This window comes from Acinetobacter sp. AND/436 (assembly GCF_049546925.1).
In the GTDB taxonomy this organism is placed as follows: domain Bacteria; phylum Pseudomonadota; class Gammaproteobacteria; order Pseudomonadales; family Moraxellaceae; genus Acinetobacter; species Acinetobacter indicus.
In genome coordinates this window covers 1-12,741 of sequence record NZ_JBMXBO010000012.1, presented here as the reverse complement: position 1 = coordinate 12,741, position 12,741 = coordinate 1, and the positions used below count along the sequence as shown (strand labels likewise).

The 12,741-nt window shown below is 46.2% G+C and carries 13 protein-coding genes; 6 read left to right on the top strand and 7 right to left on the bottom strand.

The features are described from left to right. Positions 1-20 precede the first annotated feature (20 nt). Complete coding sequence (gene hpaI, locus ACPEPR_RS10205) at positions 21-815, bottom strand: 4-hydroxy-2-oxoheptanedioate aldolase (protein WP_075166833.1); 795 nt, start codon at positions 813-815, stop codon at positions 21-23. A gap of 248 nt (positions 816-1,063) precedes the next feature. Here hpaI and nfsB point away from each other — a divergent pair, with 248 nt between their 5' ends. Together nfsB and ACPEPR_RS10195 are read left to right on the top strand one after the other, a co-directional pair. After that, on the top strand, positions 1,064-1,717 hold the full coding sequence (gene nfsB / locus ACPEPR_RS10200; protein ID WP_005178567.1) for an oxygen-insensitive NAD(P)H nitroreductase: 654 nt from the start codon (positions 1,064-1,066) through the stop codon (positions 1,715-1,717). Between the two features lie 97 nt (positions 1,718-1,814). Then, positions 1,815-2,048, top strand: coding sequence for a hypothetical protein (locus ACPEPR_RS10195; RefSeq protein WP_005178570.1), 234 nt, complete (start codon positions 1,815-1,817; stop codon positions 2,046-2,048). On the opposite strand, the gene ACPEPR_RS10190 is transcribed toward ACPEPR_RS10195, so the two are convergent. From ACPEPR_RS10190 to ACPEPR_RS10175, 4 genes are all read right to left on the bottom strand, one after another. Then, positions 2,011-2,865, bottom strand: a complete 855-nt coding sequence (locus tag ACPEPR_RS10190; RefSeq protein WP_127801441.1) for a DMT family transporter — start codon at positions 2,863-2,865, stop codon at positions 2,011-2,013. The genes ACPEPR_RS10195 and ACPEPR_RS10190 overlap by 38 nt on opposite strands. Positions 2,866-2,976: 111 nt before the next feature. Next, the gene (gene fba, locus ACPEPR_RS10185; RefSeq protein WP_005178575.1) at positions 2,977-4,014 is read right to left on the bottom strand and encodes a class II fructose-bisphosphate aldolase; all 1,038 of its coding nucleotides are present in this window, start codon (positions 4,012-4,014) and stop codon (positions 2,977-2,979) included. Positions 4,015-4,151: 137 nt separating this feature from the next. After that, on the bottom strand, positions 4,152-4,427 hold the full coding sequence (locus tag ACPEPR_RS10180) for a hypothetical protein (RefSeq protein WP_423562392.1): 276 nt from the start codon (positions 4,425-4,427) through the stop codon (positions 4,152-4,154). Positions 4,428-4,559: 132 nt separating this feature from the next. Next, on the bottom strand, positions 4,560-5,747 hold the full coding sequence (locus ACPEPR_RS10175) for a phosphoglycerate kinase (RefSeq protein WP_423562391.1): 1,188 nt from the start codon (positions 5,745-5,747) through the stop codon (positions 4,560-4,562). Between the two features lie 143 nt (positions 5,748-5,890). Between ACPEPR_RS10175 and ACPEPR_RS10170 the strand changes: the two genes are divergently transcribed. From ACPEPR_RS10170 to ACPEPR_RS10160, 3 genes are all read left to right on the top strand, one after another. Next, a complete protein-coding gene (locus tag ACPEPR_RS10170) occupies positions 5,891-6,274 on the top strand; it encodes a DUF2237 family protein (RefSeq protein ID WP_034597805.1) in 384 nt (127 codons plus the stop codon). Continuing rightward, positions 6,274-6,864, top strand: a complete 591-nt coding sequence (locus tag ACPEPR_RS10165; protein WP_423562390.1) for a Maf family protein — start codon at positions 6,274-6,276, stop codon at positions 6,862-6,864. Before ACPEPR_RS10170 ends, ACPEPR_RS10165 begins: the two co-directional genes overlap by 1 nt. A 169-nt stretch (positions 6,865-7,033) precedes the next feature. Continuing rightward, complete coding sequence (locus ACPEPR_RS10160) at positions 7,034-8,215, top strand: JmjC domain-containing protein (RefSeq protein WP_423562389.1); 1,182 nt, start codon at positions 7,034-7,036, stop codon at positions 8,213-8,215. A 4-nt stretch (positions 8,216-8,219) separates the two neighbouring features. On the opposite strand, the gene ACPEPR_RS10155 is transcribed toward ACPEPR_RS10160, so the two are convergent. After that, a complete protein-coding gene (locus ACPEPR_RS10155) occupies positions 8,220-10,109 on the bottom strand; it encodes a sensor histidine kinase (protein ID WP_407646722.1) in 1,890 nt (629 codons plus the stop codon). Then, a complete protein-coding gene (locus ACPEPR_RS10150) occupies positions 10,106-10,792 on the bottom strand; it encodes a response regulator (RefSeq protein WP_423562388.1) in 687 nt (228 codons plus the stop codon). Before ACPEPR_RS10150 ends, ACPEPR_RS10155 begins: the two co-directional genes overlap by 4 nt. A 262-nt stretch (positions 10,793-11,054) precedes the next feature. On the opposite strand from ACPEPR_RS10150, the gene ACPEPR_RS10145 reads away from it, so the two are divergent. Then, positions 11,055-12,725: an FMN-binding glutamate synthase family protein gene (locus ACPEPR_RS10145; RefSeq protein WP_423562387.1), complete on the top strand. Its 1,671-nt coding sequence runs from the start codon at positions 11,055-11,057 to the stop codon at positions 12,723-12,725. The last annotated feature ends 16 nt before the right edge of the window (positions 12,726-12,741 follow it).

The following is a 12,741-nucleotide window of genomic DNA, read 5'->3' as shown; positions in this document are numbered from 1 at the left end:
GTCAGGTTAATAATGACCGCTTAATACCCCCCTTCAGGTTTTACCCAGCTCGCTCCGGTTTTATATTTGGCCAGCAGCTCACGCAAGGAATTCATTAATACGCTGGTATCGACACCGACAGCGACAAATTCGGTACCCAGTTCAATATATTTTTGCGTCACGTCATGTTGAGTCGATAAAATCCCGGCCGCTTTACCCGATGCGCGAATTCGTTGAATTGCATCAACCACTGCGTTTTGCACGTCAGGATGGTTCGGATTGCCTTCATAACCCATAGTGGCAGATAAATCTACTGCGCCAATAAATACCCCATCAATGCCCTCGACTTTTAAGATGTTATCCAGATTTTCCAGCCCTGTAACTGACTCAATCTGAATCAGCAAACAGATATTTTCATGTGCAGTGGCATAATAATCCGGAATACTGTTCCAGCGTGTGGCACGTGCCAAAGCCGCACCTACACCGCGAATCCCTTCCGGTGGATAACGCACTGCTTTAACCATCAGTTCGGCCTGCTCCACGGTTTCCACCATCGGAATCAATAAGGTTTGTGCGCCAATATCCAGCAACTGTTTAATAAGCTGCACACTGCCAATTGGCGGACGGACCACCGCCTGTGACGGATAGGCCGCAATACTTTGCAGCTGGGCCAGTGTGGTTCTTAAATCACTGGGCGCATGTTCCCCATCAATCAGCAACCAGTCATAACCGGCATTGGCCGCAATTTCAGTGCCATAGGCATCGGCCAGACCGACCCATAAACCAATCTGCTGCTGGGTTTTTAATTTATGTTTAAAGTGATTACGATAGTCCATCGACAGGCTCGCTATAGTCCACACCTACTTCCATTAAATGCCGATTTTTAAAAATTGCCAATATTCAAAACCGCTGTTGTGATTTGATTTAACACTTAATCGGGCAATAACTGAAAATACGATGAGCACATTTTAAGGTTAATTTTGACAATAAAATTGCAGCGAATATGCCATCAAAGCCATCAAAATGGCGTATGATGCTGAAGGTTCAGCCTTTCTCAATTTATCCTTATTGCTGGAGTATCTTTATGGATTTGCTCGACGTCGTACGCAGCCGCTATACCACCAAAGCCTATGATCCTGCAAAAAAAATTCCTCAAGAGCAGTTTGAACGCTTTCTCGAAATTCTCCGTTTTACCCCCTCTTCTATTAATATCCAGCCCTGGCATTTTTTTATTGCCGAGCATGATGCAGCCAAGCAGCGCATTGCCAAAGCCCTGGTCGGGAAATATGCCTACAATGCGCCTAAAGTCTTAGATTCTTCTCACACCATTTTGTTCTGTACCAAAGCCGATATTAGCGATGAACATCTGGACAATTTGTTGCAGCAAGATGATGTCAGCGGCCGTTTTAAAGATGCCAGCGCCAAGCAGGGCCAGAAAGACAGCCGTAGCGGATATGTGGATTATTACCGCAATGAAAAAGGTGATATTCAGCGCTGGGCCGAAAACCAGACCTTTATTGCCTTGGGTCAGATGTTGCTGGCTGCCGGTATTGAAGGTGTAGATGCCACCCCGATTGGCGGCTTTAATGAACAGATTCTGACAGAAGAACTAGAATTACAGGACAAGGGTTTAATTCCATCGGTGCTGCTGACCTTGGGCTATCGCAGTGAGCAGGACTTTAATGCTAAACTTCCCAAGTCACGCCTGAATAAAGATGAAATTTTCACCAAATTGTAAGAACTACATTACATAATACAGGGACGAAAGTCCCTGATTTCGGCCTGATTTTTGCTTTCCCTTTCACAACACAATAATAATAGACCGGAGAAGAAAGATGTCTATCCTTGCCCAGCTCCCAATGAAGTTTGAATGTCGTCAATGCAATAAACTGTATTTGCATCAATATCAGCAGGAAAAACGCCATTATCCTCATTGTCCGAGCTGCCAGAAAGCCGGTCTGCTACTGGGCATTGCCGAACTTCAGGACCTGATCAAACATCCGCTGATTTTTGCTGCCAGCTTCATCAAATTCAAGCCGTCATCGCATAAGCTAAACACATCACACTGATGATACCCAGACCCAGCCCGATGGCGGTGCTGGGTTTTAATTTTTCTTTAAAGAACAGCAAACCGCTGATTACCCCTAAAATCACCACCAGAATATTCATGCCGGCAAATACAACCGCCGGTGAATCTTTTAAAGCCATATGCGCCTTGACATAAAACGCGATATTGGCAAAATTCAGCATCCCCAAAATTAAGCCTGCCGCTATATTTTTGCCACTGCCCCAGCTTTTGTGCTGAATCAGAATATACCCCAACGATAAAATAAAAGCGCAGATGAACATCAGGTTCAGTACCAGCGCAAACTGCAGGCCTAAACCGGTAGTGTATTTCAGCAACACATCAATCAGCGCATAACCGACCCAGACCAAAGCCAGATACAGCATACCCGCCTGGGCGGACGATGCACCGCCACGATGCGAATATAAAATACACAGTACCGCTGCAATCCCCAGCGCAATCCCGACAATTTTCAGGCTATTAAACTGTTCCTGGAAAATAAAATAGGCCGCAGTTAAAGACAGCACCACCGACAGCCGCTGGGCAATTTCGGTTTTTAAAATTCCGGCAGTTTGTAATGCTTTGGCTAAAAACAGGAATACGCTTGGCAATAATACCCCTAAGGCCAGAATCAGCAGCCACGGCGTTTCGGTGAGGGACAGCTGTTGTACATTAGGCTGAAACCACCAGAAACACAGCACACTGGCCGAGGCATAATTCCAGCTGATCATCTGCAAAGGTGAATAGCCGCGATTCTTTGCGACTTTCAAGAGAATCGACACCACCACACTACAAATGGCCGCTGCTAAAATCAGTTCCATGATCTACTCTTATTTATATGCATTATGTGATCTGCTCTGCTGCACTATAGCGGTTCAGATACAGAAAAGCCCACGCAATGTGGGCTTTTTTTATAAATACTTCACCAGGAATTATTTATAACGATCTACCATTTTCTCTAAAGAAATTGGACGGATCTTGTCGGCATTGCCCGCAGTACCAAACGCTTCATAACGTGCAACACAAATATCTTTCATTGCATCGACAGTTTTAGCGAAGAATTTACGTGGGTCAAACTCGCTTGGTTTTTCAGCCATGAAGCGACGCATTGCACCAGTAGAGGCCAGACGCAAGTCGGTGTCAATGTTAATTTTACGTACACCGTGCTTAATCGCTTCAACCAGCTGCTCAACAGGTACACCATAAGTTTCCTTGATGTCACCGCCATACTGGTTAATGACTGCCAGCCATTCTTGTGGCACAGAACTTGAACCGTGCATCACCAGATGCGTATTTGGCAGTGCCGCATGAATTTCTTTAATACGGTCAATCGCCAGAATATCGCCTGTAGGTGGACGGGTGAATTTGTACGCACCGTGTGAAGTACCCACTGCAATTGCCAGTGCGTCTACATTGGTGTCTGCTACGAAAGAACGTGCTTCTTCAACCGAAGTCAGCAATTGAGAGTGATCCAGTACACCTTCTGCACCGACACCATCTTCTTCGCCGGCCATACCTGTTTCAAGGCTGCCTAGACAACCGATTTCACCTTCAACAGAAACGCCACATGCGTGCGCCATTTGTACCACACGACGGGTCACATCTACGTTGTATTCATATGAGGTCGGAGTTTTACCATCTTCACCCAGTGAACCATCCATCATGACTGATGAGAAGCCAAGCTGGATAGAACGTTGACATACGTCAGGACTGGTACCGTGATCTTGGTGCATCACCACCGGAATGTGTGGCCATTCTTCAATTGCAGCCAAAATAAGATGACGTAAGAATGGTGCGCCTGCGTACTTACGGGCACCTGCAGATGCCTGTACGATTACAGGTGAATTCGTCGCATCTGCGGCCAACATGATTGCGCGCATTTGTTCTAAGTTGTTTACGTTAAACGCTGGTACGCCGTATCCGTGTTCACCGGCGTGATCCAATAGCTGGCGCATTGAAATAAGAGCCATAATATCCTCCCAGGTAATGCTGCATATTCTACATGGGGATTTGTTTCAATTCAGCAACAAAACGTCGTATTTAAAAAAAATCCCTGCCAATGCAGGGACTTTTATACAAATTACTACAATTTGCGGGGCTTTTAGAATTATTGCGCTTCAGATGCTGGCGCTGCTGCGCTGTCTGAGGTTGCGGCATCTGCTGGTGCATTGGCCACTTCTTCAGGCACATCAGTATTGTTTTCATCAAGTACTGGCTGATCAATTGCATCAATCGCCGCTTGCTGTTCTGCAGAAATTTGCTCTGACGCTACAGCTGCTGATGCATCTGCAGTGGTCGCTGTTGCATTGTCGTCTTTTTTAGCACATGCAGTGAAAGCTAAAGATGCAGCAAGTAACGCGGCAAGAGTTAATTTTTGGTTCATCAGAATATCCTACAACCCGGTGATTTTTGATCATAATATTTCAGAAACATGACAGTTTTATGACTAAAAAATGAAGTGCATAAAAAAGGCTGACCGAGGTCAACCTTTTGTCATCTTGCAAGCGTGTGTGAATTAAGCATGTTCTAGCAATACGGCAACTGCTGGTAAGGTCTTGCCTTCTACAAACTCAAGGAAAGCACCGCCACCTGTAGAGATATAACCAATTTTGTCTGCAACTTCATATTTGTCGATGGCAGCCAAGGTGTCACCACCACCTGCAATTGAGAAGCCTTCTGATTCAGCAATCGCTAAAGACAGGGCTTTGGTCCCTTCACCGAACTGATCCACTTCGAATACGCCAACTGGGCCATTCCAGAGAATGGTTTTAGAAGTTTTCAAGATCTCAGCAAATACTTTTGCTGTTTCTGGACCGACATCCAGAATCATGTCGTTGTCTGCCACATCTTCTACTTTTTTCACGGTTGCTTTGGCAGCTGCCAGTGAACCCAAGAAGTCATCAAAGTTGATTTCAGACGCATCAGCAACTACCACATCCGTTGGAAGTGGTACAGATACTTTGGCAGCAATGGCTTTGGCTGTGTCGATCAAATCATTTTCACAGAGTGATTTACCCACGTTGTAACCCGCAGCAGCCAGGAAAGTATTGGCAATACCACCACCCACAATCAATTGGTCGCAAATGTCAGACAGTGATGTCAATACATCCAGCTTGGTGGATACTTTAGAACCGGCTACAATGGCCACCATTGGTTTTTCTGGGGTTTGCAGTGCACGGCCCAAGGCATCCAGTTCAGCAGCCAGTAAAGGACCTGCTGCGGCAACTTTAGCAAGACGCGCAACACCTTCAGTTGACGCTTCTGCACGGTGCGCAGTACCAAATGCATCCATTACGAATACATCACACAGCGCTGCATATTTTGCTGCCAGCTCAGGATTGTTTTTCTTTTCACCCACGTTAAAGCGGCAGTTTTCAAGTAACACCACTTGACCTGCTTCTACCTCTACACCATCCAGGTAGTCAGTCAATAATTTGACTTCCTGGCCCAGTGCTTCGGTCAGGTAAGCTGCGACAGGCGCAAGTGATTGTTCAGCTTTAGGTTCACCTTCAACAGGACGACCCAGGTGAGAATACACCATTACGGCTGCGCCTTTTTCCAAAGCCGCTTTAATTGTCGGTAAGGCAGCACGTAAACGCGCATCGCTGGTAATCACACCATTTTTCACCGGCACGTTTAAGTCTTCGCGGATCAGAACACGCTTTTGTGCCAGGTCGAGGTCAGTCATACGCTGAAAATTCATGTATAGCTCACTTTTTAGATATTAAAATCGCCAAGATTCTAAATGATTATGCAGAAAAAGGTTAGCTTCTTTTGCAGAAAAGCTAACGATTGCCAAAGTTTTGTTATGATAGGAAAAAAACAGACCTGATAATTTTTATGCCTATGTCTATACATCCAGATCCAACCCTGAACCGTTTAAATGTTTTAGGCGAGCCTTTGGCCAGCTGCTGTTTTGACCCGATTACCGGCTATTTTCGTAATGGCTTTTGCCATACGGCGCCCACGGATCTGGGCCAGCACACTGTTTGTGCACAAATGACCTCGGAATTTCTGAACTTTTCCCAGAAAATTGGCAATGACCTGATCACACCGTTGCCTGAAGTCGAATTTCCGGGCTTAAAACCGGGTGATTTCTGGTGTATTTGTGTGACCCGCTGGGTTGAAGCCTATCAGGCCGGTAAAGCACCACCCGTAAAAATTCAGGCCTGCCATCAGGCGGTACTGTCTTACGTTCCCTTAGATATTTTGATGGAATATGCTGTCTAATGAAGCGTCCGATTATTCTGGCGTCCAGCAGCCAGACCCGTAAAGAGCTGATGGACCGTTTAAAGCTCGACTATCAGTGCATGACACCCGACATTGATGAATCACCGCAAGGTGAAAACCATGCCGATGATCTGGCCAAACGGCTGGCTTTTGAAAAAGCCCAGAGTATTGCCGAGCAATATCCTGAAGCCATTGTGATTGGCTCCGATCAGGTGGCGTGGCGTGAAGGTGCGCCCGATATTTTTATTGGCAAGCCCTTAAGCCCGGAAAAAGCCATTCGCCAGCTGCAGGCCAACTCGGACAAAATTGTCTACTTTAGTACCGCATTAAGCGTACAGCAAAAATCCAGCGGCTTTGAACAAACCCTGGTTGAACACTATAAGGTCAAATTCCGTAAACTGAGCCTGGATGAAATCGAGCGCTATGTGGCACTGGAACAGCCGCTGCATTGTGCCGGCAGTTTTAAATGCGAAAGTCTGGGGATTAGCCTGTTTGAACAGATGATTGGCCAGGACCAGACCACCTTGATGGGTATGCCAATAATTCAGCTGTGCCAGATTCTCCGCCAGCTTAATCTGCAGATTCCCTAAACACGGTAATGCAATACCCAAAATGATCAGGTGCCTGTCCTGATCATTTTTTGCGCCACCTTTTCCCTTCTGCCACTTTTCTAAATTTCCTTAAGATGAAGTTCATCACTTGCACCACCGCACAACTCAAGGGACAATAACAGCTAAATTTATGTTGTAGTTATTTGACATGTCTCAACCTTTAGACGTTTTAGGCGGAATCACCGCTGAACAATTCCTTGCCGAATATTGGCAAAAAAAACCGCTGCTGGTGCGTAATGCCCTGCCTGAAATCGCCAATATTCTTGAGCCGAGTGATGTCATGGAGCTGGCACTGGACGAAAATATCAGCGCCCGCTTAATTAAACAGAAAGATCGTGATCCGAACCAGTGGTCTGTAAAATCTTCACCGCTGTTAAAGGCCGATTTCCAGAAAATGCCAAAGCTGTGGACGCTGCTGGTCCAAGCGGTAGATCACTACTCTTTTGATCTGGCGGAACTGTGGAAAAAATTCCCGTTTATTCCGCAGTGGCGCCGTGATGATATTATGGTGTCGTATGCGCCGAAAGGTGGTTCGGTCGGCAAACACTTCGACTTTTATGATGTATTTCTGGTGCAAGGTTATGGTCATCGCCGCTGGCAACTGGGCCAGATGTGTGATGCCGAAACCGAATTTGTTCCAGGCCAGCCGCTGAAATTACTGCCAGAAATTGACGTCAATTTTGATGAAGTGCTGGCACCAGGTGACCTGCTTTACGTACCACCAGGTTTATCGCACTATGGCGTGGCCGAAGATGACTGCCTGACCTTCTCTTTCGGTTTCCGTATGCCAAATATCAGCGACATGATGGATCGCGTCAGTGACAAGTTTTCTGACAACCAGTTGCTAAAAAATCCGTTGCAAGATCTGATCCGCGACCAGATCAGCCCGATTGGACAAATTACCCAGCCGGAACTGGAATATTTAAAAGCCGAATTGCTGGCACAACTGCACAACTCGACCGTGTTGGAAGATGCCATCATGAGCCTGATGTCAGAGCCAAAATATCCAGACAATATTCCAGAAGCAGAAGAAATTGGTACTGGCGATCTGGAAGATGCGCTAGATCAGGGCTATCAACTGATTTTAGAACCGGCTTCACGCCTGCTCTATACCGAAGAAGATGGCGAGTTACTGTTCTGGGCCAACGGTGAAGGTCTGTATATTTCGGATGAGTTTGCGCCGCTACTGAAGCAGATTGCTGATGGTGAATTGGTCGAGCTGAATGAAGACCTGTACCATGAAGACATTCTGGAAGATGTGGCCCAGTTACTCAATGATTCTGTGCTGATGCTGCTGCCTGCCGAAGATGCAGAAGATGAGGCCGAATAAGGGCCTAATCCTGAGGTGATACCACTAAAATCGCCTTGATTAAGGTATAACCGGGTGTAGAGTTCACCTTTAACTCTGCACCTATCCGCGCCAGACGCAGCTTCATACTGCGTACGCCAATACTCATCCCATGATCGAGCACTCCATGGGTATCAAATCCAATTCCATCATCCTGAATACTTAAACATAAAGTCTGTTCATCGGGAAAATCTAGCGTCACCTGTACATGCTTGGCCTGACTGTGCTTCACCACATTGGTCAGACTTTCTTCCAGCACCCGCATCAGGTTCAGACATTGCAGCGGTGTCGGTTGCACCACCCATTCACTGGCAATATTCCAGGTGGCCCGCATCTCAACTTCATCCATGAGCTGGCTGAACCGATGTCGCACCGGCGCAATCCACAACACCGGCGTTTCCGGCACTTTGGCACCAATTGAGGAACCACTGTCAATAATTTGCCGCAAATCATCACGTAGCAATTTCAAGATCGACAGAAACTGGCGGTTACTCATGGGCTGCTCGCTCTGGTCGACCATAATCATCGAGCGTACCAGCGAAGCACCCAAGCCATCATGCAAATCATGCGAAAGATGAATCCGCTCCTGCAAACGCACATTTTCCAATTCCAGATAATGCTTTTCCGACATGCTCTGTTTTAAGTCTTCACGAACCTCAAACACGCGATATTCAAGTTGCTGGTTAAACTGCTCAATTTTCTGCATGCTTTTGGTGGTGCGAATCCCGAGAATTAAGGCAATAAACAGCGTCACCACCGGTGAGGTATACGGCGATAAGGGCTGTAAATCGGTATCAAACGGTGCAGCCAAAAGTGCAATATCTAAAGCGGCAAAAATAATAATCAGGCTTAAACAGATCACCAGCAGGATATTTTCTACACGTGGTACGCGGAAGGTTAAACGCAGCAGGTACAGGAAAACCCCGAAAAATAACAGGCTATAGCCTAAAAATACCAGCCCGAAAACGGTTTGTGCATAATCGAGTGGCGTTACGAAAATGCCCATAATCACCGCCACCGAACAGATAAAGGCGGTTTCTTCCAGTATCGGAAATTTTTTATCCACAAAACGTAGCAAATAGACAATGAACGACAGAATATACAGTACAAAAAAGGCAATATTGGCCTGTGCCGCCATCACGGTATTCGGGAAGGGATAAGTTTCTGTACTAATAATATTGGAGACGAATAACAGCCACAGCAAACAGCTTAAGGCAAACCAGCCATAACTAACTTCTTTACGCCGAAACAGCCAGATTACCAGACACAACACACCCAAGGTCGCCGATAAAATTGCATTAATCACAAATAAGGTACGACGATCCCAGATCTGTTGCTGATATTCCGTATAACTGTTATAGACATTATGGAAGGAAACATCACCAAGACCGGCAGATTGAAAGGCATAGCCCCGCACATAAACTAAAATTTCATTCTGGTCGGGACGCAGGCCGCTAATCGGTAAAATCCAGTAGCGTGGCATATTCCAGCTTTTGGAGAGTGGTTCTTCCAGATGCCGGTTTGACCAGATTAAATCGCGGTTTAAAAACACCGCACCCGCACTGTTTAAATAATTAATAGAAAATACAATCGACTGATCCAGCACGGCCGGTTCCTGACAGGACCAGTTCCAGACAATTTTGTACCACACCCCACCGTTATAATCCGGCCAGCGTTCACTCCAGCGATCAGGCAACGTCACAGGTTGCCATCCTGTATGTGGATGGCTATGAATATCCGGTGTCTGTACGGTGCTGACCGACTGAATATTAACCTGACAATACGGGTCTATGGCATAGCTTTGCTCTGCATACGCACTCGATAGACAAAGATAAAGACAACAGCCGCACCAAAACTGGAGCAATCTGTAGATCATAAAATGCCTAATGAGCGCGCTGTACTGACTGCCTTGGTGCGTTTACTCACCGAGAGCTTGCGATAAATATGCTTGATATGACTTTCCACGGTATAGCGCGACACAAACAGCTGCTCAGCAATTTCCCGGTTACTCAGGCCCTGCGCGACCAGATTTAGAATTTCATGTTCACGGTTGGTCAGCTGTTCAATATCTTCATCGGGCTTTTTAAACGGCTTGGCAATTTCCTGCGGCTTCTGCACCGAAATCTGTGACAGTATTTCCCGGGCAATAAAGGGATCAATCGGTGCGCCGCCTCTTAAAATACTGCGAATGGCCATGATCACTTCAGTATCGTCGCGTTCTTTTAACACATAACCGGTAGCGCCCGCCTGAATGGCCGAAAACAGGCTGTTTTGCGTACTCCAGGCCGAAATCACCAAAATTAGTACACTGCTGTCTTTGGCCCGAAGCTGTTCAATCAGTTCAATCCCATTGCCATCTGGCAACCCCAAATCGACCAGTGCCAAAGACACCGGCTGTTCTTCAATTTTCTGTAATGCTGCTTTTAAATGGCTAACAAAAATCAGCATGTCATTGCTGTAGCCCATTTCAAGGAGGATATGTCTGAGGCGTGACTGAATCATGGGTTCATCTTCCACAATCAGCACAGGGGCCGGTAATATTGATTCTGTAATGTCCACTGTCTTCCCCGATCTTTTAACTTTCAATATAGCAATATTATTAAACGGTTCTCTATCCCTAGAATTAAGGAATTTCAGAGTGTTAGCACTGTTATTTTTATGATTTCAGCATAGCAGCTATTTTTTAATTTTTATAGATTTTATTGCTCATTTTTAAGCTGTGCTAAAGCCCTTGCCAAATTTCACAAATCATTACTTGTATGCCCTATTCAGAATCTGCACAGTAATACAAGATTGAATTCGCAATGGAAAAATCATAACAATGCCAAGTCCAGCCCAAGCCATTCGCCATAAACTTTTAAATACGTTCTTCTCCCGTCACTCGGTCTGGTTTGCCTGTATTTTAATTGCGCTGGGGATTACATGGCTTAGGCTATTTTATGAGCCACATTATATTTATTATTTTCTGTCCGATGGTGTAATTAATTCACTCTGGCTAATCACCACGCTGCTGAGTCTGGTCGGTCTGTATGATGTCATTCAGACCAAGCATTCCATTCTGAAAAACTACCCGATTATGGGGCATTTCCGGTTTATTTTTGAAGATTTCCGCCCCGAAATTCGCCAGTATTTTATTGAGGCCGATCAGGATGCCCAGCCTTTTTCCCGCATGCAGCGCAGTCTGGTCTATCAACGTGCCAAAAATGAAAATGCCGATAAACCTTTTGGTTCGATTTTGGATGTGTACGAAGCCGACTACCGTTTTATTGTGCATTCCTTGCGCCCCTGCCCACCGGCTGATCCGAAAACCTTTCGGATTCATATTGGCAATGAACAATGCAGCCAGCCTTATAGCGCGTCAATTTTAAATATTTCTGCCATGAGTTTTGGCAGCCTGAGTGCCAATGCCATCCGTGCCTTAAATAAAGGTGCCAAACTTGGTGGCTTTTATCATGACACCGGTGAAGGCAGCCTTAGCCCGTATCATCTGGAATATGGTGGCGATATTGTCTGGCAAATTGCCAGTGGCTACTTTGGTTGCCGCACCGCAGAAGGTTTATTTGATCCGGAAAAATTTGCCCGTCAGGCCGGTAATCCGAATATCAAGATGATTGAGCTCAAACTCTCTCAAGGTGCCAAACCGGGTCATGGCGGTATTTTGCCAAAACATAAAATTTCAGAAGAAATCTCGCAGATTCGTGGCGTGCCGCGTGACCGCGATTGTGTATCGCCCTCGCGCCATCCAAGCTTTAGCACCCCAATTGAAATGCTGCAGTTTTTACAGCAGTTACGCGATTTATCGGACGGTAAACCGGTGGGTTTTAAACTATGTATTGGTCAGCCCTGGCAATTTATGAGTATCGTCAAAGCCATGCTGGTGACCAAAATTGTGCCTGACTTTATTGTGGTGGATGGCTCGGAAGGCGGTACCGGTGCCTCCCCGATTGAGTTTAGTGACTATATTGGTACGCCGCTGCGTGAAGGCTTACTATTTGTGCATAACACTTTGGTTGGCGCCGGCCTGCGCAGTAAAATCAAGCTCGGGGCCAGCGGTAAAATTATCAGTGCCTTTGATATTGCCAGTACCTTTGCCTTAGGCGCAGACTGGGTCAATTCCGCTCGCGGTTTTATGTTTGCCGTTGGCTGTATTCAGGCACAAAGCTGTCATACCAACCAATGTCCGGTCGGTGTCGCCACCCAAGATAAAGACCGTCAAAAAGCACTGCATGTACCCTCCAAAGCAGAACGGGTCTACAACTTCCATAAAAATACCATGCATGCCCTGTCGGAAATGATTGCGGCAGCCGGTTTAAAACACCCGGCCGACATTCGTGCCCATCATCTGGCGCAGCGGATTAACGACCGGGAAATTAAAAACTATGCCCAGCTGCATTTCTGGTTGAAAGAAGGCGAATTACTGAGCTGTGAAAATAAAGATGAAGAAAACTTTTATTTCCGTATGTGGAATTTGGCCAAAGCGGAAGAATTTTAAAAAAGAGGCTCAGGCC